Source organism: Bifidobacterium sp. LH_389, assembly GCF_056357235.1.
In genome coordinates this window covers 221,470-242,592 of the sequence record NZ_JBKEVR010000001.1, presented here as the reverse complement: position 1 = coordinate 242,592, position 21,123 = coordinate 221,470, and the positions used below count along the sequence as shown (strand labels likewise).

The following is a 21,123-nucleotide window of genomic DNA, read 5'->3' as shown; positions in this document are numbered from 1 at the left end:
TTACTCATTCCCGAAAGCATGTGGAACGTTGCCCGACCATTGGGCGCATTTTCCTATTGCATCGAGCTGCGAATCGGGAAGGTCACCGGCCGCCAAAGCATCGTCAATGAGACCGTACAGGGACGAAAGGCCGTCTTCATCATGCCCCCATGCCGAATCGATGGCATCCGCAATATCCGTCTTGGCATTTGCGAGGCAACGGCACATGTTGTCATACTCCCTAGATGCCAACGCGTTGAAGTCAACAGTGGCCAAACGCAAATCCTGAACTTTCTGGAAATGACCATCACATGTACTTGACGCCTTCTCCATTGCTTGCGTTGCACGCTTATAGGCCTGTTGCTCTTCTTGCGAAGACTCATCTTTCATTTGCGCATATTCAGGATGCGATCTGCTTAAACCATAACCCGCAAGCACCCAGGCATTTGCTTTCACATCATAGGCATATTCCCCAGCCAGCCCTTGTTCCGCATAGCACTGAATCAATGCTGCATACACCTGCTCCAACTCGGCATCGGTCAGCTGCCCGTCGGACAATACCGTGGAAGCCAGGTTCTCATATTGATCTGAATTTTGCGAACCGCCTTGCAGGAATTGCTCACCGGTCGTTGACATTCCACAACCCGGCAACGCCAGTGCGCAAAGAAGCACTACAAGCCTACGCAACTTACGCATGGCGCCCCCTGATATTTATGAAATTTGTGTGCGTCACCAGTGATGCAATTATATCGCATCGGCGGCGCCTCAGCGGAGTCCCCACACTCCGCCAAGACACCGCGGAATGGAATCCCTACTCCCCCAGCTTGGCGAGGAGCAGCGCCTCGGCGACCACGTTGCGCTTCAGGCCGTACAGGCCCACGGACTCGTTGGGGCTGTGCGCGTTGGACTTCGGGTCCTCCGGGCCGGTCACCAGCACCTGCGCCTTGGGGAACAGGCGGCGCAGCTCGGGGATGAACGGAATGGACCCGCCCTGCCCCTGATTGATCGGGGGCACGCCGAACGCCTCCTCCATGGCCGCGAGCGCATCCTTGGTGGCCTCAGCGTCCGGGTCCATGGCCCAGCCCATGCCGTTGTCCGTGGGGGTGACGGTGACCTCCGCGCCGAACGGGGCGTGGGCGACGAGGAAATCGGCGAGGGCCTTCTGTGCCTCCTCGGGGCGCTGCGTGGGGGCGGTGCGCAGGGAGAGGCGGAACGTGGCCTCGTGGTCGATCACGTTGAACGAGCCCTCCACGGGCTGCGCGTCGAAACCGATCACGGTGACGGACGGCTTGGTCCACAGGCGGGAGGCGAGCGAACCGGTGCCGGCCAGTCGGTAGCCGGGCACCACGGAGGCGTCGGCGCGCATCTGCGCCTCGTCCACGTCGCGCTGGAGTCCGCCGACAGGCTCTTCGGCCTTGATGCCGGGAACGGCGAGGTCCCCGGATTCGTTGTACATGGAGGCGATGAGCATGGCGGCGAGCGTGTTGGCGTCCAGGATCGGGCCGCCGTACTGGCCGGAGTGGACGGGGTGGCCGAGCACGCGCACGGTCACGTCCACGCCGGTGTTGCCGCGCAGCGAGGTGGTCAGGGACGGGATCTCGTCGGACCAGTTGCCGGAGTCGGCCACGACGATCACGTCGGAGTCGAATTCGTCGCGGTGCGCCTCGATGAACGGGATGAAGCTCGGCGAGCCCATCTCCTCCTCGCCTTCGATGAACACCTTGACGTTCACCTTCAGGTCGTCGCCGAGGGCCTTCAAGGCGCCGGAGTGGATGGCCAGACCGCCGCCGTCGTCCGCGCTGCCGCGGCCGTAGAGGCGGCCGTCGATCTCCGTGGCCGTCCACGGGTCGGTGTTCCAGTCGGCCGGATCCGGCACGGGCTGCACGTCGTGGTGCGCGTACAGCAGCACGGTGGGGGCGGCCGGGTCCACGATCCTCGAGCCCACGACCTCCCACGCGCCGGGGGTGCCGTCCGGATTGACGGACTGCACCACCTTCGCATCCACGCCCACGTGCCGCAGCTCCTCGGCCACGAATTCGGCGGACCTCTTCATGTGCTCGCCGGTGATGCCCTCCGCGGAGACCGCTCTGAGGGCGATCTTGCGCGCAAGCACGTCCAGAATGCGCGTCCAATCCGCGTCCACCCGTTCGCGGATCGCGTCCGCGTCGATTCGCCTGACGGCCTTCTCGCTGGCCATTGCGGTCATAGTGGGTACTCCTTCGCTGCGTCGTACGGTTGAAATGCCGGGCCTGACGGGCCCTGAGCGTCTAGGCGTCACCGTAACCTGCTCGTATGACATGGAACCCGTTCAAGCGTAAAACCACAGAGGAAGAGGCTCAGAAGCCCGTGGAGTCCCAGGGCAAGCCCGGCGGCAAGGGGCGCCCCACCCCCAAGCGCAGGCAGGCCGAGGCGGAGAACCTCAGGCCCATCGTGCCCGCGGACCGCAAGGCCGCGAACAAGGCAGCGAAGGCCAAGCTGCGCGCCAAGCAGGACGCCGAATACCAAGCCATGCAGACCGGCGACATCAAGAACATGCCGAAGACCGAGCAGCTGCCGTGGCGCATCTACATCCGCGACTACATCGACGCCCGATTCAACGTTGCCGAATGGTTCATCCCCGTGGCCGGCGTGCTCATGGTCGTGGCCCTGGTGCTCACCTCCGCCTTCCAGTACACTGACTTCGCGATGGCCGCCTCCATGGTGGTGTTCGTGCTGCTCTACGGCTACGTGGGCGTGGCCGCGTTCGACCTGTGGTTCATGTGGCGCAAGCTCAAGCCGCTGCTGGTGGCCAAGTACGGCGAGCGTTCGGTGTCCAAGGGCATGCGCTCCTGCTCGTACGCGTGCAGCCGCGCCATGCAGATGCGTCGCTGGCGCGTGCCCAAGCCGCGCGAGCCGAAGCGCGGCGTGTGGCCGAAGTGAGCCGACGCGGGCTTTGCGCGTAACCGGGCCGTCCCAGCTGGGGCGGCCCTTATTCTTGGATTCTTGGCAATCGAACGAAGGAGGACCGCATGGCCAGGCAGTATGACGTCATCATCATCGGGGCGGGCCCGGGAGGCTATTCCACGGCGCTGCGCCTCGCCGAGCTGGGCCGCAGCGTGGCGATGGTGGAACGCGACCGGACCGTGGGAGGCACGTGCCTCAACCGCGGCTGCATCCCCACCAAGGCGCTGCTCACCGTGTGCCACACGCTCGATCTGGCGAAGCGTTCGCGCGAGCTGGGCGTGGATCTGGAGATGGCCGGCATCGACTACGGCCGTCTGGCGGACTACCGGCGGGCCACCGTGGACGCGATGGTCAAGGGCCTCACCGGCCTGCTGGCGCACCGCAAGGTCGAGGTGATCCGCGGCGAGGCGGAGCTGACCGGGGAGCACACGGTGCGCGTAACGCAGCCGGGCGACGGCACGCTTGAGCTCGAGGCGGACGACATCGTTCTGGCCACCGGCGCCCGGGCCCGCGCACTGCCGAACATCCCGTTCGGCGCGGCGGTCATCGATTCGGACGCCGCCCTCACGCTCGACGAGTTCCCCGCCTCCGCCATCGTGATCGGTTCGGGCGCGGTGGCCCTGGAGTTCGCGAGCATCTGGCATTCGGCCGGCTGCGACGTGACGCTCATGATCCGCAAGGACCGCGTACTCTCGCAGTGGAACCGCCGCACGTCCGTCATGCTCACCCGCGAGTTCAAGCGTCAGGGCGTCGCCGTGCTGGACCGTACGGCGGTCAAAGGCATCGATACGGGCGTGAACCTGGGCGCCCGCGTGCACTACGTGAAGGGGGACGACCCGACCGAGCTCACGCGCGAGGCGGAGCTGGTGCTCGTGGCGATCGGCCGCGAGCCGAACACCGACGCCCCGTGGCTGCGCGACCGGGGCATCCGGCTCGACGAGCACGGCACGGTCGTCACCGATGCGTACGGACGTACGTCCATACCGCACGTGTGGGCGGTGGGCGACATCACGCCCGGACCGCAGCTCGCCCACCGCGCCTTCGAGCAGGGCATCGTCGTGGCCGAATCCATCGCCGGTATCTCCCCCGCCCCCACCCCCGTGGACGACATGACCATCCCGCAGGTGGTGTTCAGCCATCCCGAGGCCGCCAGCGTGGGCCTCACCCTGGAGCAGGCGGAGGCGCGCGGCGACTTCGTGAGCGTGGAGGAGACCCAGTACCCGATGCTCTCCAACTCGCGCGTGCTCATGTCCGGCGCGAACGGGTCGCTCTCGCTGGTGACCGGCTGTGCGGCCGCGGACCCGGATACGCCGCTGGTCCTCGGCGTTCACATGGTGGGACCGAACGTCTCGGAGATCATCGCCGAAGCGGAGCAGCTCGTGGGCAACCGCGTGCCCGTGCACCGCGCCGCACGCCTCATCCACCCGCACCCCACGGTGTCCGAAGCGCTCGGCGAGGCGCTGCTCAAGGCGGACGGCCGGCCCCTGCACACGCGGTAGTACCGTTCCGCCTTGTTCTCCGGCAGTCCGGATTTGACGAGGAACAGCATCACCGTATCGTCCTTCGCCAGCAGGCTGCCGGAGGCGGTGTCCTTCGTCCCGGTCTGGCGCACCGTGACCTCGGTCTTGCCGCCGACACTGCCGGAAACGACGGAAAGCACCTGCACCTTGGCAAGGGTGAAGGCTGTGGGGCCCGGGACCGATTGACAACCCCTTCACCCCCCCCTATATAATTAGATATACGTCAGCGTTTTGGCAAGGAACGGCTGACATCTCTTTCGCATACTGCCGCTCTGACAATGAAGGGGAGCGTCGCGAGCATCAAATTAGCCGATTTTACAATAAGGAAAAGCGCATGAAAATACAATATCGGCCCGTCATCCCCTATAGCGCAGATCAGAGTGCTGTGGCTCCACGAACTGTCACATGTTTGGGGTCTTTGTCATTCCGACAGCAACACCGTCATGTATAAATCGGCGACGGGAGCCTACAGGAATGGCGTGAGGTACCTGACTGCCGATGACATCAACGGCTAATAAGAGTCTGTATTAGGAGGCTGATCACCATGAAGCTCAATCGCAGTAAAGTCGTTGCCGCGGTTCTTGCGGCGCTGATACTCGTTTCCGGACTCTCCGCCTGCGGAACCAACTCCTCGGGCAATGGCATGTCCCGGGTCAAGCTTTATTCCTCGGTCAGCGAGATGCAGGGCGACAGCGATGCCGTCATCATCGGCAAGGTGCAGAGCGACGGCGACACGGTCAAGGACGTTGACGCTTCCACATCCTTCACCCTCGCCAAGGTGCAGGTGCTTTCCGTCGTCTCCGGCAGCGTCGGGGACAAGACCGAAGTCACGGTGCGCCAGACCGGGACGAAGGACACCGCCTCCGGCAGCCTGCTGGCAAAGGACGACACGGTGATGCTGTTCCTCGTCAAATCCGGGTTGCCGGGAGACAAGGCAGAGCAGTACTACATCACCGGGTCAACGGCCGGCGTCTACCGTGCGTCGGGAGATGCGAGTACGGCAAGCGCTCAAGCGTCCGACGCAGCCTTCCAACGCGTGGACGGCGATTCGGGAGACTCGCTGCCCGGGGAGATCCGGCTCTCGGACCTGAAGCGCTAGCATTCCCATATCCTCTGGTTGCGGCCGGTACCACAACCGGCTGCAACCAGTTTTATGACTTTCCGGCTTCGGCGTGTAGAAATCGTGCGACTTCATTCACTGTGCGAAGAACAATGAAGCCCCCCTTCCGAACCGCACGATGCGAACGGGATGAAGGAACCCGGCACCGCAACCACGTTCCGAAACGGGGCACCGCCGGCAAGGTAGACGGGAGTTGCTACAATGCCGTACTCAGTGTGTGTCCGTCCACGGCATCGTTAGCAAATCGTAAAGGATGAGGAATGGCAGAAAAGACCGACAAGAAGGCCGAAAAGGCCGCCAAGAGGGCCGAGCGCAGGAAGAACAGCACCTTCGCGAAGATCAAGCAGATCTACGCCTTCACCGTCAAGGACGACAAGAACCTGCCGTGGATCCTGCTCGGCTCGTTCGTCGCCCCGGTGCTGGTGTTCGCGATCATCTGCCTCGTGGCCCGCATGAGCGTGCTCGGATGGGTCATGTGGATGATCGCCGGCGTGATGTTCGGCCTGCTCGCCGCCACGTGGATGCTCACCCGCCGTGCGGACAAGGTCGGCTACCGTCAGATGGAAGGCCGTCCGGGCGCGACCGGCGCAATCCTGAGCACCATCAAGAAGGGCGGCTTCTACTTCCCGCAGGAGCCCATCTGGATCGACCCGCGCACCAAGGACGCCGTCTGGCGCGGCTCCGGACGCACCGGCGTCTATCTGGTGGGAGAGGGCGACTACGCCCGCGTGATGCACGCCATGGACCGCGAGGAGAACAAGATCAAGCACGTGACCCGCGGCTCCGCCATCCCGATCTACAAGTTCAGCGTGGGCGACGGCCCCAACCAGGTCAAGCTGCGCGACCTGCAGAAGAAGGTCATGCGCCAGAAGGTCAAGCTCACCAAGACCGAACTCGAGGAACTTAACAACCGCATGCGCACCCTGCAGCGCCAGAACGCCTTCGGCATCCCCAAGGGCATCGACCCGACGCGTCCGCAGCGCGTCTCCCGCCGAGCCATGCGCGGCCGCTGACGACGCGACCGCTCTGACGCCACTGATCTGACGCACCGGCAATCCGAATACCGGACACGGGCCCCCGCAATCCTTCGCGACTGCGGGGGCCCGCCGTATTCTCCGGCAAACCGCCCGAAGCGTTGCAAAACCGTTGCGCCGGAACGCCCGAGGCACGGTCCGTTCGCCCGCAGTCCTCCGTGAAGTAACATGCTCGTAACCCAAACTGCACGTCCGCGAAACCACGAAATCTACACTTGTCACTCGTAAGTTCTCATGAAAGGAGCGGTCCCGTGACCGAACTCAAGTCCAAGGAAGACGTCGAGGCCCTTATCAATCAGGAAGGCATCGAGTATGTCTCCGTTCGTTTCACCGATCTGATCGGCGTCCAGCAGCACTTCACCGTGCCCGCCAGCGAGTTCCTCAAGGACGCCTTCACCGACGGCATGCCGTTCGATGGTTCGTCCGTCCAGGGCTTCCAGGCCATCAACGAGTCCGACATGAAGCTGGTCCCGGACGTGACCACGGCCTTCGTCGATCCGTTCCGCAAGCACAAGACCCTTGACGTGGCCTTCTCCATCGTGGACCCGCTGACCGACGAGCCCTACTCCCGCGATCCGCGTCAGGTCGCCGGCAAGGCCGAGGCCTACCTGAAGTCCACCGGCATCGCCGACACCGCCTCCTTCGCCCCCGAGGCCGAGTTCTTCATCTTCGACAAGGTCCGCTTCGAGAACAGCATGCAGCGCTCCTTCTACGAGGTCGACTCCGTTGAGGCCCCGTGGAACTCCGGCATCGACACCGAAGAGGACGGCACCCCGAACATCGGCTTCAAGAACCGCGTCAAGAAGGGCTACTTCCCGGTTCCGCCGCTGGACCACTCCCAGGACCTGCGCGACGACATGGTCGCCAACCTGCAGAAGGTCGGCCTGATCCTCGAGCGTTCCCACCACGAGGTGGCGGGCGCCGGCCAGCAGGAGATCAACTACCGCTACAACACGCTGCAGCACGCCGGCGACGACCTGATGAAGTACAAGTACGTCGTCCACGAGACCGCCGCCCTCGCCGGCAAGGCCGTGACCTTCATGCCCAAGCCGATCGCAGGCGACAACGGCACCGGCATGCACTGCCACCAGTCCCTGTGGAAGGACGGCAAGCCGCTGTTCTACGACGAGAAGGGCTACGCCGGCCTGTCCGACATCGCCCGCTGGTACATCGGCGGCCTGATCAAGCACTCCTCCTCCGTGCTGGCCTTCACCAACCCGTCGCTGAACTCCTACCACCGCCTGGTCCCCGGCTTCGAGGCCCCGGTCAACCTGGTGTACTCCGCCCGCAACCGTTCCGCCGCCATCCGCATCCCGCTGGCCGGCACCTCCCCCGCCGCCAAGCGCATCGAGTTCCGCGCGCCGGATCCGTCCTGCAACCCGTTCCTCGCCTTCTCCGCCCAGCTCATGGCCGGCCTTGACGGCATCCTGAACCACATCGAGCCCCCGGAGCCGGTGGACAAGGACCTCTACGAGCTGCCGCCCGAAGAGCACGCCGGCATCAAGCAGGTGCCCGCCTCCCTCGCCGAAGCCATGGACGCCCTCGAGGAGGACCACGACTTCCTGACCGCCGGCGACGTGTTCACCGACGACCTCATCGAGACCTGGCTGGACCTCAAGCGCGGCGAGATCGATCAGGCCCGTCTGGCCCCGACCCCGCTCGAGTACGAGCTCTACTTCCACATCTGAGTTCTACGGCTCGGATTCGTTGGAATTCAGCCGGTTCTTGAGCTAGGGGTAGCCAAAAGGTAGCCATAGCGATCAGAATTGAGAAAGCCCCTCCGGTTCTTCCGGAGGGGCTTTCTGTTCTGGTATTGAAGCCAAGCCGGATGAACGTTACGCAACCCCGATCCAAGGGTGCATAATGAAGGGTGGAGAATATCTGCACGCACAGTTGCATATGTGGCCCGACGTTACAAAAGGACGCAGGATGAACGAGGAGAAGAGCCGCGGCACCGCGGATACGGATGACGTGAAGGGTGCCGGGGTCCTGCCCCCGGCCGGACCGGGCCCACGGGCGGACGATGAGGAAGCGCCCGCCCGTGGGAGGCATCCGAAGTGGCTGACGCCGGCGATCGCGGGAGGCGCCGCGGTCGCACTGCTGGCCGCGGGCGGTACTGGCGTGGCCGTATGGCGGCACCATGTCGAAACGGAACGGCAGGCGGCGTTGGCGGCCTGCAGGATACAGTTGTCCGACCTGGACGAGGCGTACCGTCTGCTGGACGAAACCCTGAACGGGCAGGACGTCACGGAAGCGCAGAAGATCACCGCCGGCCAGGTGGCGGATCCCGCGACGGTCGACGCGCTGACGCACACGGTCGGCCGGGCGAAGACCCGCGACACGAGTCCGACCTGCGACGAAACGGCGGACAGGACCACATTGGACGCGGCCGCGGCGAACGCAAAAACGCTGGCCGTCGAAGCGGGCACCCGTCGAAGCGAACTCGCCGACGCGACGGCCAAGCTCGTCGCGTCACGCGACGAGAAAACGCTCACCGACGCACGCAACGCCCTGGAATCCCTCAAGACCGAGGCGCAGCAGCTCTACGACACGACCGACGGCAAAGTGCAGGACGACACGACCCGCGACACCCTGAAAAACACGATCGACACCGCCAACGCCGACACCGTCGACGACGCGAACAAGTCAACGGAACAGATCCGCAGCGCCATGGACGCGGTCAGCCAAAGCAAGACCGCGAAGGAGGAAGCGGACCGACAGGCCGCCGAAGCCAAGGCAAAAACCGAAGCAGCGGAAGCGGCGAAAACACGGAAAAAATCCTCCTCGACCGGCACATCGTCCTCGGCGAAGAAAAACACCAACGGCAACGCGAAGAAAAACACCGGGAACAGCACAACAAAGAAGAACACGGGAAACAGCAGCAGCGGCTCGTCCAACTCCGGCAACGAATCCGGATGGGACGGAAAAGCATGGGGAGGCGCATTCGGAACCGGCGAAGTCGGACGAGGTACTGGCGTATGTCCCGAGAGTGCATGCGGTGTAGCCTGACACACATCCGCGAATGCTCTCCCCTTCCCTGCCGACTCTTGCCGCGACAGCCGCCCGTGAGCAGGTCGACGTCGATGCGACCCTCCGTCTGCTCCATGCCGATCCCATGAGCCTCGCCGCCTGCGAGGACGGGTACGAGTTCGATCCGGACCCGAACGAGACGGAATAGGCCGTATCGGCGCATTGCCCGCCTTTATGGAACCATGACAGGTATCTAAGATACGAAAACGTCAAAAACGGCTATTAGAAGTATTGATATAGTGGCTGTAACGTCCGTTCAACGCGAAAGGAGCGCATAGCGTGGATTACAAGACCATCAGACAGACCATGCACATGAGCCGCACGTCGAAACGGCCGGACGAGATCGCGGACGAGGAATACGAGCGTCGGCTCAACGGGTGGAGCACATTCCGCACAGGCATTATCCTGCGGGGCCGCGAGGTCTTCGCAGTGGGCTTCCGTGAAATGGCCACGCTGTCGGACGCCATCAGGGAAAAAGAGGGCAAGGTCACCGAACTCTGGGAGGCGCTGCCACCCATCGCCCGCCGCGCCTACCTGTATGACCTCATCGGGGCGGAGATGCAATCCACCAACAGCATCGAGGGAGTCCGCTCCACACGCAGGGAGATCAGCGAAGCGCTCGAGGCGGCCAAGGGCGAGGCACACCACGCACGGTTCGGGGAATTCGCGAAACTGTTCCTCGCGTTGAGCGACGACGACCCCGCGCGATACGCGATGCCGGCGACGCTGGGGGACATCAGGGGAATCTACGACCGTGTCATGGCCGGCGAGCTCGCCACGGAGGACGAACCGGACGGCGTGCTGTTCCGGGAAGGTCCCGTCTACATCGACGACCAAGCCACCGGAAGACGCATCCACACGGGCGTCACACCCGAAGCGGAGATCAAAGTGGCCCTCACCCAATGGCTCAGCCTCGCACGCGACCGGAACGTGCCGCCCATCATCCGGGCCGCACTGTGCCATTTCACATTCGAATGCATCCATCCGTTCTACGACGGCAACGGGCGCACGGGACGTTTCCTGTTCGCGCTTCAACTGCGCCAGCATCTGAGCGTGCCGACCGCAATCAGTCTCAGCCCTGTGATCTCGGATGGCAAAGACCGGTATTACAAGGCGTTCGAGGATGCACAGCACCCGCTGAACCGTTGCGACGCCAGCCTGTTCGTCTACAGGATGCTGAAATTCATCGCGGAAGCACAGAACCGAATCATCGAAGACCTTTCCGGCAAACGTTCCGCGCTCCTGCGCGCCCTCTCGGAGATAGACCGCGTGAGCGGTGAAAGCGGATGGAGCGACGACGAAGGCAACGTCGTCGCCATGCTCGTGCAGGATGAGCTGTTCGGCGTCGCCCCGCACCGGATGACCCGCATTCAGATGCGCGAGGCCCTGGGCGTGGGACGCGACCGCGTGAACCACGCCCTCGACTCCCTGACCGGGCACGGCGTGCTCGCCGCCGAGGGGCAGCGGCCTGTGTTCTACTCACTCTCGACCGCCGCACGGGGCACGTTCACCGGGACGGAAGGCGGATCATGACCCCGGCGCCGGTGCCCGCCCGTCTGAACTACGGGCCGATGCGCATGCTCCTGTACGAGGTCGCGCCCGGTCTGACCGTCGCCAGCGCCATACTGGACGGCAAACTGAACGACGCGAACGACTTCCTGCACGAACTCGTCCACCGCGCCTACGGGGTCGTCGTCCACCAGCCCGAAGCCCGCTGCCGGACGACAGCCACGCGCCCGTTACATGCAAGTTAGTTGACTCGTCCTAGCGGGAAAGCACTTCCCACTAGGTTCCCACTAAGACAGGCCTGCCCCCATACGCTCCACACCGAAACACGCGCAAACGAGTTGTACTGGAAACGGTCGCCCTCAAGCGGCCTCCTCTCGCAACAAGCGGCGAGACCGCGACCCCTGACTGCACGCTGGGACCGTAGCCTCTGCCCAATTCAGCCGGTTCGGAAGACCCCGGAAGGCACACGCTTCGGCGTTGCCCGCCGGGGTCTTCCCGTATTCGGATTCGGCACCGGGACTAGCCAAATGGCGTTTCACCGAGCGAAGACGCTCATGTACTCGCTCGGAGTGACGATCACGGGACTGGATATTATCACGTCATCGAAGTCCTTGTCTCCGGTCACGAACACGTCCGCGGCACCGACGATCGCCGAGTACAACACTGGATAGTCAAGGGGATCGCGTATCTCGAACAGGCCCGGCTTCGGCGTCAACGGGGTGACAACGGTCTCGAAACTCAACTCGAACAGATACTGCTCAAGCACCGCGGCCCTCGACGGCCATTTGCGGGTCACCACCTCACGCGCCTCGTCGATCGTGTAGGTGGACAGCAGCAACGTGTTGTCGCCGCATCCTGCGTCCGCCATGACCCCGACGGAGTTGGACGATCTGAAGATCACGGCGGAGAGCAGCACGTTGGTGTCGATCATCACACGCATGCTCATCTCCCAGCGGCGCGTTCCCTGCGAACCGATTTGACGAGGGCGGTCAGATCTTCTTCATCGCGCAAATGCGCTTCCTCGGCCGCGCCGTCAAAGCCGGCCTGCGCACGTACCAACGCATCGACGTTCGAGCTACGCAGCGACACGCTGCCATCATCCATGCGCACGAAAACGACCTTGTCACCTTCCCGGATGCCGACGGCCTTGCGCACGTCTGCCGGAATGGTGATCTGTCCCTTGGCCGTCACCTTCGCGACATCTATCACCACACTCATAGCAAACCTCCCTAAGTAATGAATTACTTACAATCATACCCTATCCGGGATGCGACAGGAAATGACATCGGTCAAGCCGCCGCACCGGAGCGCAGCGACAAACTCGGTAGCGTCGAGTGTTTTACATCCGCCCCGGCACCGCCATGCAAATCATGGCAACGAAGTGCGCAGTCGAACACGGGCGGCGTTACCTTTTCAGTACAACGTACAACGTTGCACCAAACAATCTCACCCAAACGGTCTCACTGCTGAGACACTGTCAACCACTGACATGCGGCGGACGCAGCCAGGCACTCCCCTCCTCGACTCGCGCGACGGCGAAAACCGCCGGACGACGATCGGGACGGAAACGACCGGATGCCCGTCGCCCCCAAGGAAAGGAACGTTCGATGATGAACAAGCGCATGCGCATGGCCATTCCCGCGGCCCTGGCATCGATGGCGATGCTGCTCGCCGGATGCGGCGCAGGAGGCGGCGGCAATGCAGACGAAACCTCCTCCGGCGACGTGACGCTGAAACTCTCCTGGTGGGGCGGCGACAGCCTGGTCCGCATCACCGAGGAAGTGGTCAAGGGCTTCGAGGCCGAGCACCCCAACATCCACGTGGAAATGGAATACGCCGACTGGAGCAGCTACTGGGACAAGCTCGCCACGCAGATCGCCGGCGGCAACATGCCGGACGTCTATCAGATGGACAGTTCGTACCTCAACTCCTATGCCACGAACGGCTCACTGTACGATCTGTCGCAGACCGGGCGCATCGCCACGGACGACATCGACGCCGGCCTGCTGGACATGGGCAAGAGCAACAGCACCCTGTACGCCATCCCGACTGGCACCACCCCGTTCGGCGTGGCCGTCAACATGGACATCGTCGAACGGCTCGGCATCGACATGCCGGATACGGACACCTGGACGTGGGACGACTTCGAGGCATTCGAAAAGCAGATCGTGGACAAATCCAACGGCGAGGTGCACGGCGCCACCATGATGAACAACAAGTACTGCCTCGAACTGTGGGCCCGCCAGCACGGCGACGTGCTCTTCAAGGACGGCAAGCTCGCCATCAAGCCCGAAACGCTGTCCGCGTTCTTCCAGCGCACGGTCGACCAGATCGACATGGGTCTGGTGGGCAGCGCCGACAGCTGGGCGGAAAACAACAGCTCCAACATCGAAACCTCCGAATTCGGCACCGGCAAGTCCGCCGTGCTGTTCATCAACGCGAACATGCTGCCCATGTACACCAAGACCATCGGCACGGACAACGTGAAGCTGTACATGCTGCCGTCCGACTCGCAAGGCAAGTGGGCGTACATGAAACCGTGCATGTACTGGTCCATGGGATCCAAGACCGAGCACCCGGCCGAGGCCGCCATGCTCATCGACTATCTGGTCAACAGCGAAACCTCCGGCAAGGCCAACGGCATCGAACGCGGCGTGCCCGCCAACAATACGGTGTTCAAGGAGCAAGCGGCGACCGCCACCGGACCGAGCAAGACGCTGCTCGACTTCACCGACGCATACAAGCAGAAGGTCGGCGACTCCCCCGAAATGATGCCGGCCGGCGCCTCCGACCTCGACAAGGTGATCTCCCGCTACCAGCAGAACGTGGTGTTCGGCAAGATCACCGCCGACCAGGCGGCCGAGCAGCTCATTGCCGAGGTGCAGGCGGCCATCGACGAAGCGGCCGTGTGACGCGCTGACATGAGAATCATCGCTCCGGGCGCGCAATGCATGTTCCCCATGCTCCCCATGCTCCCCTTCCCGACGCCCGGGGCGATTTCTCCGAAAACGTGCAGGCCAATCCGCGCAGGCCAATCCACGCAGAGGCAAGAAAGGACGACCATTCCCATGATTCCACGTATTGCAACGATCGAACAGGGCAGGCTGCGCGGGCAGGCATGCACGGACGAGCGGATCAGCGCGTTTCTGGGCGTGCCGTACGGCGAGCCTCCGGTTGGCGAATTGCGCTGGCGGGCGCCGCGTCCGGCCGGCCGCTGGAGCGGCACCCGGGACGCCACGCGATTCGCCCCGGCACCCATTCAGGCGACGGCGGCGCAGGATCCGCGCGGCTGCTCGCTGGGCATCGCGGGCGAGGACACCAGCGAGGACTGCCTGTATCTCAATGTGTGGACGCCATCCATGGACACGAATGCGAACCTGCCGGTCATGGTGTGGTTCTACGGCGGCGGTAACCAGTACGGCTCCACGGCGGACGGACGCTACCGGGGAGAATGGCTGGCCGGGGAAGGTGCGGTGGTGGTCAGCGTCGCCTACCGGACCAACGTGTTCGGGTTCTTCTCCCATCCCGACCTCACAGCCGAATGCGGCGACGAACCATGCGCGAACTTCGGCTATCTGGACCAGCAGCTCGCCCTGCAGTGGGTGCGACGCAACATCGCGGCATTCGGCGGCGATCCGGGCAACGTCACGATCTTCGGCTTCTCCTCCGGAGCCTCCAGCGTGGTGGCGCATATGTGCTCGCCCATGTCCGCCGGGCTGTTCCGCAGGGCGATCAGCCAGAGCGGCGCGGGCGTGGCGCAGGCCAACCGAAAACTCAACACGCTTGCCGAGGCGCAGTGCATCGGCCAACGCTTCCTGCATGACGTTCTGGGTGCGCGGTCTTTGACCCAAGCGCGTACGATCGAGCCGAACGCACTGCTGGCGGCGATGATCGAGCAACCGCCGCTTCTGGACGGTCCCGCGCCGTTCACCGGATGGGACCTCATGCTCAACTGCCCGGTCTGCGTGGATGGGAAATTCCTCACGCAGGGCATTCCCGAATCCTTCGCCGCCGGGCGCATCAACCCGTGCGATCTGCTGGCGGGCGTGGCCGCGGAGGAATTCATCAACGGGCCGGACGACGTCTCTCCGCGAGGACTCGAGGCGTACGCGCAACGGACGTTCGGCAGACAGGCCGTGGAATATATTGCGGCATGCCGAGGCGATGCGGGCGCAGGCACCGACAGCGACAGCATACGCGAGCGCGCGACGTACAACCTGTTCGCCGTGGGCAACGCCGCCATGTGCGACATGCTGCTGGACCGCACCTCCGTCCGCCCGTACTTCTACCGGTTCTCCCGCATTCCGGGCGGAGACCCGCACGCTCATGCCGGTCACGGCAGCGAACTGCCCTATGTGTTCGGCAGCGCCCTCATGCGCGATCCCGGACGCTATGACGGGTCGGACTGGGATCTGTCTCGCACGATGCGCCGCTATTGGGTGAATTTCGCGGCGTCCGGGGATCCCAACGGCAACACCGGCCTGCCGTGCTGGGAACGCTACTCCCCCGGCTCGCGCGGCGCCATGGAGTTCGGTCAGGGCGACCCGACCATGATCCGCAACTGGCTCAAGCCTTCGGAGCTGGCGGCCGTGGCCGACCACTGCATCACCGGCGCAGACTGAGCGGCTCAGTCGAGGTGGAACACCTCGCGCAGATCCTCGCTCACCGGCGAATCGTCCGAATCGATCCGCATGACCGAGTCCGCAGTCCCACCGCTTGCGATTGATCGGTGTGCCCACGGACTCGGACTAAGGTTCCCCGGCGCCCCGCCGAAGCGTTATGCTGAAAACGAGATAGGGGGCCGCCATGACACCATGCAACCACTGCAAGCAACGCCGCCGCAACGCAATTCGCCGCATTGCAGGCATTGGTGGCATTGCAGGCATTGCGGGTACCATTTGCGCCGCTGCCGGAATGGTCATACTGGCGGCCGGAGACTTCCTGTTCCACTTCTCGCTCGACAATCGCGCACCGATCTCCATGATGAAACTGGTCTCCTCCGGCAGGGTCAAAGGGGCCGCACTCGAGGGCCGGCATCTGGACGCGGACGAGGAGCGGGATGCTTCACACTGGTTCGCGCGGCGTCGGCGGCCGGTCACCGTGATGAGCGAGGACGGGCTGAAACTGCACGGCTGGATGCTGCCTGCAAACACGCTATCCCCGTCACCCCACCGCTATGCGATCTGCTGCCACGGGTACACGGCCCGCCCGAAGGACATGGCCAAATACGCATACCGACTTTCCCTCATGGGGTTCGAGGTGCTCGTTCCGGCGCAACGCGGCCACGAACTGAGCGAAGGGCGCTTCGTGGGCATGGGCTGGCTGGAGCGGCGGGACCTGGTATGTTGGTCGGCCATGCTTGCAAAGGAAGACCCGAACGCGCGCATTCTGCTCTTTGGGGTTTCCATGGGTGCAGCAACCGTGATGATGACTGCCGGAGAGCCTGATCTGCCCCGCAACGTGATGGCGGCAGTGGAGGATTGCGGGTATTCCTCGGTATGGGACGAATTCGTGGATAACGCGCTCACGCTCTACCACGTGCCTGCGCGGTGGATGGCGGTGCCGGTTCTCGCCGTGATGAGCGCCATCTGCCGAATGCGCGCCGGCTACGGGTTCCGTCAGGCTTCAAGCGTGTCGCAACTTCGCCGCGCCCGCATTCCCATGCTGTTCATCCATGGCTCCGCGGACACATTCGTGCCTCCCTCATTCCTGGATGCCAATTTCAACGCTTGCAACAGCAAACTACGTTGCAAACTCCTCGTCCCCGGAGCAGGACATGCCATGAGCGCGTCCACGGACCCCGATCTGTACTGGAAAACGGTGAAGGACTTCATTTCCGGTTCACACGATGACTTGTCGAAAATCTTGTGAACCGGAAAGCGCACGGATGCGAACCCGACCGCACACGCATTCCGGCTTCATTCCAAGGTTCCGCCCGCAAAACCTACCATGAATTCCGGTTCACAAGTTGACTCGAAAAACATCGCGTGAACTGGATTTTCCGCCGGCCGACTACATCGGCCGGCTACACCACCACTTGTGCGCCCCTACAGCACCAGCGAGAGTCCCCGCAGAGCCGCCTGCCGCATCATCATGGAGCGGATTCGCTCGATCAGCCTGGCCCTCGCCTGCTCGGTGCGCATGTCGTCGCCCGTGACGAACATGATTTCCCAGCCGACATCCCTCAACCGGTTCCACCGCTCGATGTCCTTCCGCATCTGCAGGGGATCGGCATGGTAGGCGCCTTGATACTCGATGTCGAGCCTGAGATCGGGAAACGCCGCATCGGCCACGCAATGGCCGCCGGAGGCCAGTTCGACCCGATAGCCCACCTGAGGCCGTCCCAGTCCCGCTTTCATAATGAGCGCCACCAGCCGCGTTTCGGGAGGCGAATCCACGTTCTCCACCAGCAACGGCAGTACGGACTCGCATTGCCGACGGCCCTTGAAACCCCGGTTGTCCGTGACGTATCGCCGCAGATCCTGCAGAGTCGCCATCTTGCGCGCCGGGTCGCGGCAGATGAGTGCCCCGCCGATGACCATCAGGCTTTCCTCACTCACGTGCGCGGCCATCTGCGCCCAGGCCATGGCCGGATTGGCGATATAGAACCCACCCCGCTCGTCGAGCGTGACTTGGAAATCGCCGCTCCAGTAATGCGCGTGCGTGCCGTCGAAGCGGCGGCGGGCGCCGCGGTTCTCGAACGAGATGTGCAGTCCGGACGGGAGCGTGCAGTCGTCGGGTACCGCCACTCCTTGGTATTGCAGTGCGGTGGTGTGGGAGAACGTGGGCGTGATGTCCATGAGCAGGGTCGCACGGCTGCATGCCGCGAACTGTTCGCCGCTGCGCAGCTTCGCTTCGCGCAGCATGAAGGATGATGACGCTGAGGTGTCTGCCATGAGCCCACCGTACGGCACCTGGCGCGGACGGCCGCAGGGTTTCGGGGTCATGTGGTCGAACGTGCCCGGTTATCCACCGGCCGGGCGTGTCGTCCACAGCCGGCCGACCGGATGTACACGGCGGCGGGCGGGTTGCGGAGCATGCGGTGGACGGAGTCCCCGCCGGCGCGTTGCCCGCAGCGGAAATCCCGTGCTATGCTGTGGCCGTCGATGCGTCGAAGCGAAAGGACGTGGCGCGGATCTTGGTGATGTGATAGGCGACGTGGACCGTGCGCTCGAGGGCGCGCTGCCGCATCCGTCTATCGTCGTCAGATCGCATGCACGCAAGGCAGCGTGATTCCGGCAGTGCGCCAACGTCGAAACGAGCTGGAATGATATCCGCATTGACCATGCATCACGTCGATTTCACCTATCCCTCCGCATCGATCCCGCTGTTCGAGGACGTGTCCGCCCAGTTCACGCGTGGCTGGACCGCGCTGCTCGGAGACAACGGCATCGGCAAGACCACGCTGGCCCGGCTGACACTGGGTTCGCTGCGCCCCGATTCGGGCAGCGTCCGCCCCTCACCGCACTCGTATGCCGCCGCATTCTGTCCGCAGCGCATCGATGACCCTCCGGCGAACCTCGACGATTTCGCCGCGGACTGGTCGCCCGAAACACAGGCGGTCCGCAATGCGCTTGGCATCGCCGGCGACTGGTGCTGGCGATGGTCCACCCTGTCCGGAGGGGAAGCGAAGCGTCTGCAATTGGCCTGCGCGTTCGCGAACCGCCCGGACGTGCTGGTACTGGACGAGCCGACGAACCACGTGGACGCCCGGGCGCGGGATGCGATCTGCGCGGCCATGAAGGCGTTCGACGGCATCGGGATCCTGATCTCGCACGATACTGCGCTCATCGATGCGACGTGTTCGCGTTGCGTGATGTTGGAACGGCGGCATGTACGCGGGCGCAACGTCACCGTGGCAGCGGCGTACCAGGGCGGCTACGCGCAGTCGTCGGCACAGCGGGAAACCGATGTCGCACGCGATGCCGCAGCCTTGGACGAGGCGCACCGTACGGAGCGTCGGCTCGCCGGGATACGGACGAAGCGGGCCGAGCACGCGCGCAGCCTCGACTCGGGCAAGGCCCGCGGCAGCCGGATCGATCCCAAGGACCATGATGCGCGCGCCCGTCTCAAGTACGGCAAGCCGAGTCTGGGAACGGCGGCCTCCCGGTCTGCGGCGCAGCTCGACGGCCGGCTGGATGCGGCCCGGCGTGCGGTGCAATCCCTGTCCGTGGCGGCGAAACGGTATGACGGGGATGTGTGGATGGGAGCGGAACCGAGCTACCGCAGGGAACTGATCCACGTGGCGGCTGGAGTGTTGCGGTACAGGACCGCAGGCGCCGCATCCGTGACGCCTCGCGCAAGGCTTGCCGTCGGGCGGAACGGCGTATGGACGCTCGAGGAGACCGACCCGGACGGCGACAGTCTGCTCGTTCCGGAGCTGAGCGTGGGCCCGCGGGATCACATCACGCTCACCGGCCCGAACGGCTTGGGCAAGACCACGCTGTTGCGAACCATGGCGGAGAAGCTTGAGCTACGTCGAACGGCACCCGAGGACGGCAACATGGGAATCACCGGACGCGAGGGCATCGCCGGTGCGGGGAACATCATCCCGACGCTGACGATCGGCCAACGGGTGGGAGCCGATGCCGCACGAGCGGCAATGGCGAAGCTCGCCGGACTTGCGCCGGAGAAGCGTGCCCGGGCTCTGGCCGCCTACGCGAGGCTCAACGCCGATCCGGACAGACTGATCGACGGTGGCAACCCCTCGCCGGGGGAACTGCGCAAGCTCATGCTGGCGTTGGCCACGGTCCGCGGCGTGCAGCTCATCGTGATGGACGAGCCGACCAACCATTTGGACCTGCATTCCAAGGAGGCGCTGGCACGGATGCTGCGGGACTTCCCCGGAGCGGTGATCGTGGCGACCCATGACGCACTGCTGATGAATTCCGGTTCACACGATGACTTGCCGAAAATCTTGTGAACCGGAAAACGCACAGATGCGAACCCGACCGCACACGCATTTTGGCTTCATTCCAAGGTTCCGCCCGCAAAACCTACCATGAATTCCGGTTCACAAGTTGAATCGCAAAATATCGCGTGAACCGATAATCGTCCGTCAGAGATTCCCATACCGCTGCACGGCCCTGGCGATGGCCTCGTCGGTGGTCTGTTCGAGGATGACCGGCACCAGCGGGCGGCGCTTCGCCACGATGCGCAGGATTCCGGCCACGTCCATGGTGCCTTCATCCACGTTGCAGCGATGGATGCCCGAGGCGTCCGTCGTGAAGTCGTCGATGTGCACGGCCACCACGCGGTCGCCGAATGCATCGAATGCGTGCCGGGTGAACGTCACCTGATCCGACCCGTCGCAGGTGAATCCGTTTGGCGTGGTGCAGGCCGTCGGGTCGAGGACGATGCCCAGGTATGGCGAATCTACGTCGTTGAGCAGCCTGACGGTGGTTTCGATGTCGTGGATGGGATGGTTGGCGCCGGGCTCCACGCCCACGACGGTACCGAACCGCTCGCCTGCGGCGACGAGCCGGCGTATGGAAGCCAGCGCCTCCTGGTACATCTCCTCGGTGAAGTTCCTCTCGGTGAACTGTCCCGGACCGGGGAAAACCGACCCGGTTTCGGAGGCCACGACGGGAGCGCCGAAGAACCGCGCATTGGCCAGATATGCCTCGAAGCGGCGAAGCCCCGCCTCGCGCTCATCCGGATCCGGGTGGGTCATGTTGAAGTAGCATCCCATGACGGCGATGTCCACGCCGTGCTCCGCCATGACGCGGCGGAAATGCAGGCCCATGCCGGGGTTGATGGCATCGGCGCCGGACCATGCCGGGAAGGATTTGGGCAGGGCGAGCTGGACGTTGTGCACGCCGTAGCCGGCCAGCCCTTGTGCGAGCTGCTCGGGGGTCTTGGCCCACGTGACGTCGTGGCCGCGCGCTCCGAAATTGATCATGATGGTCTCCTGTCCCCGTTGACAACGTGTATACGCATCACATCGTACGACAGCCAAGACGCATGGAACACGCAAGAGATCGCAGTT

General features: G+C 64.1%; 20 protein-coding genes. 14 read left to right on the top strand and 6 right to left on the bottom strand.

What is annotated here, in order from left to right; genetic code table 11:
• Positions 1–675 (bottom strand): hypothetical protein, encoded by a 675-nt coding sequence (locus tag AC1AZA_RS00985; RefSeq protein WP_476512885.1) that lies wholly within the window; start codon positions 673–675, stop codon positions 1–3.
• 115 nt (positions 676–790) lie between these two features.
• Positions 791–2,176, bottom strand: coding sequence for a M20/M25/M40 family metallo-hydrolase (locus tag AC1AZA_RS00980; protein WP_476513150.1), 1,386 nt, complete (start codon positions 2,174–2,176; stop codon positions 791–793).
• 95 nt (positions 2,177–2,271) lie between these two features.
• On the opposite strand from AC1AZA_RS00980, the gene AC1AZA_RS00975 reads away from it, so the two are divergent.
• The 10 genes from AC1AZA_RS00975 (at position 2,272) to AC1AZA_RS00930 (ending at position 11,380) form a co-directional block, all read left to right on the top strand.
• Complete coding sequence (locus tag AC1AZA_RS00975; RefSeq protein ID WP_476512884.1) at positions 2,272–2,898, top strand: DUF3043 domain-containing protein; 627 nt, start codon at positions 2,272–2,274, stop codon at positions 2,896–2,898.
• Positions 2,899–2,987: 89 nt separating this feature from the next.
• On the top strand, positions 2,988–4,421 hold the full coding sequence (gene lpdA, locus AC1AZA_RS00970; protein ID WP_476512883.1) for a dihydrolipoyl dehydrogenase: 1,434 nt from the start codon (positions 2,988–2,990) through the stop codon (positions 4,419–4,421).
• 401 nt (positions 4,422–4,822) lie between these two features.
• On the top strand, positions 4,823–4,957 hold the full coding sequence (locus tag AC1AZA_RS00965) for a matrixin family metalloprotease (RefSeq protein WP_476512882.1): 135 nt from the start codon (positions 4,823–4,825) through the stop codon (positions 4,955–4,957).
• A 29-nt stretch (positions 4,958–4,986) separates the two neighbouring features.
• A complete protein-coding gene (locus tag AC1AZA_RS00960; RefSeq protein ID WP_476512881.1) occupies positions 4,987–5,541 on the top strand; it encodes a hypothetical protein in 555 nt (184 codons plus the stop codon).
• Between the two features lie 281 nt (positions 5,542–5,822).
• The gene (locus AC1AZA_RS00955) at positions 5,823–6,575 is read left to right on the top strand and encodes a DUF4191 domain-containing protein (RefSeq protein ID WP_476512880.1); all 753 of its coding nucleotides are present in this window, start codon (positions 5,823–5,825) and stop codon (positions 6,573–6,575) included.
• A gap of 272 nt (positions 6,576–6,847) precedes the next feature.
• Positions 6,848–8,284, top strand: a complete 1,437-nt coding sequence (gene glnA / locus AC1AZA_RS00950; protein WP_476512879.1) for a type I glutamate--ammonia ligase — start codon at positions 6,848–6,850, stop codon at positions 8,282–8,284.
• Between the two features lie 241 nt (positions 8,285–8,525).
• Complete coding sequence (locus tag AC1AZA_RS00945) at positions 8,526–9,605, top strand: hypothetical protein (RefSeq protein ID WP_476512878.1); 1,080 nt, start codon at positions 8,526–8,528, stop codon at positions 9,603–9,605.
• A 13-nt stretch (positions 9,606–9,618) separates the two neighbouring features.
• Positions 9,619–9,774 carry a hypothetical protein gene (locus AC1AZA_RS00940; RefSeq protein ID WP_476512877.1) on the top strand — a complete coding sequence of 52 codons (156 nt, stop codon included), beginning with the start codon at positions 9,619–9,621 and terminating at the stop codon, positions 9,772–9,774.
• A 131-nt stretch (positions 9,775–9,905) separates the two neighbouring features.
• Positions 9,906–11,159 carry a Fic family protein gene (locus tag AC1AZA_RS00935; RefSeq protein WP_476512876.1) on the top strand — a complete coding sequence of 418 codons (1,254 nt, stop codon included), beginning with the start codon at positions 9,906–9,908 and terminating at the stop codon, positions 11,157–11,159.
• Complete coding sequence (locus tag AC1AZA_RS00930; RefSeq protein WP_476512875.1) at positions 11,156–11,380, top strand: hypothetical protein; 225 nt, start codon at positions 11,156–11,158, stop codon at positions 11,378–11,380. The genes AC1AZA_RS00935 and AC1AZA_RS00930 overlap by 4 nt, the downstream gene beginning before the upstream one ends.
• Positions 11,381–11,670: 290 nt before the next feature.
• On the opposite strand, the gene AC1AZA_RS00925 is transcribed toward AC1AZA_RS00930, so the two are convergent.
• Positions 11,671–12,066, bottom strand: a complete 396-nt coding sequence (locus AC1AZA_RS00925) for a putative toxin-antitoxin system toxin component, PIN family (protein ID WP_476512874.1) — start codon at positions 12,064–12,066, stop codon at positions 11,671–11,673.
• Between the two features lie 11 nt (positions 12,067–12,077).
• A complete protein-coding gene (locus AC1AZA_RS00920; protein WP_476512873.1) occupies positions 12,078–12,353 on the bottom strand; it encodes an AbrB/MazE/SpoVT family DNA-binding domain-containing protein in 276 nt (91 codons plus the stop codon).
• A 389-nt stretch (positions 12,354–12,742) separates the two neighbouring features.
• On the opposite strand from AC1AZA_RS00920, the gene AC1AZA_RS00915 reads away from it, so the two are divergent.
• From AC1AZA_RS00915 to AC1AZA_RS00905, 3 genes are all read left to right on the top strand, one after another.
• Positions 12,743–14,047, top strand: a complete 1,305-nt coding sequence (locus tag AC1AZA_RS00915) for an ABC transporter substrate-binding protein (RefSeq protein ID WP_476512872.1) — start codon at positions 12,743–12,745, stop codon at positions 14,045–14,047.
• 156 nt (positions 14,048–14,203) lie between these two features.
• A complete protein-coding gene (locus tag AC1AZA_RS00910; RefSeq protein ID WP_476512871.1) occupies positions 14,204–15,757 on the top strand; it encodes a carboxylesterase/lipase family protein in 1,554 nt (517 codons plus the stop codon).
• Between the two features lie 184 nt (positions 15,758–15,941).
• Positions 15,942–17,006 (top strand): alpha/beta hydrolase, encoded by a 1,065-nt coding sequence (locus AC1AZA_RS00905; protein WP_476512870.1) that lies wholly within the window; start codon positions 15,942–15,944, stop codon positions 17,004–17,006.
• 176 nt (positions 17,007–17,182) lie between these two features.
• On the opposite strand, the gene AC1AZA_RS00900 is transcribed toward AC1AZA_RS00905, so the two are convergent.
• The gene (locus tag AC1AZA_RS00900; protein ID WP_476512869.1) at positions 17,183–18,031 is read right to left on the bottom strand and encodes an endonuclease domain-containing protein; all 849 of its coding nucleotides are present in this window, start codon (positions 18,029–18,031) and stop codon (positions 17,183–17,185) included.
• 389 nt (positions 18,032–18,420) lie between these two features.
• Between AC1AZA_RS00900 and AC1AZA_RS00895 the strand changes: the two genes are divergently transcribed.
• Complete coding sequence (locus AC1AZA_RS00895; protein WP_476512868.1) at positions 18,421–20,058, top strand: ATP-binding cassette domain-containing protein; 1,638 nt, start codon at positions 18,421–18,423, stop codon at positions 20,056–20,058.
• Between the two features lie 135 nt (positions 20,059–20,193).
• On the opposite strand, the gene AC1AZA_RS00890 is transcribed toward AC1AZA_RS00895, so the two are convergent.
• The gene (locus AC1AZA_RS00890) at positions 20,194–21,036 is read right to left on the bottom strand and encodes a sugar phosphate isomerase/epimerase family protein (RefSeq protein WP_476512867.1); all 843 of its coding nucleotides are present in this window, start codon (positions 21,034–21,036) and stop codon (positions 20,194–20,196) included.
• Positions 21,037–21,123: the final 87 nt, after the last annotated feature.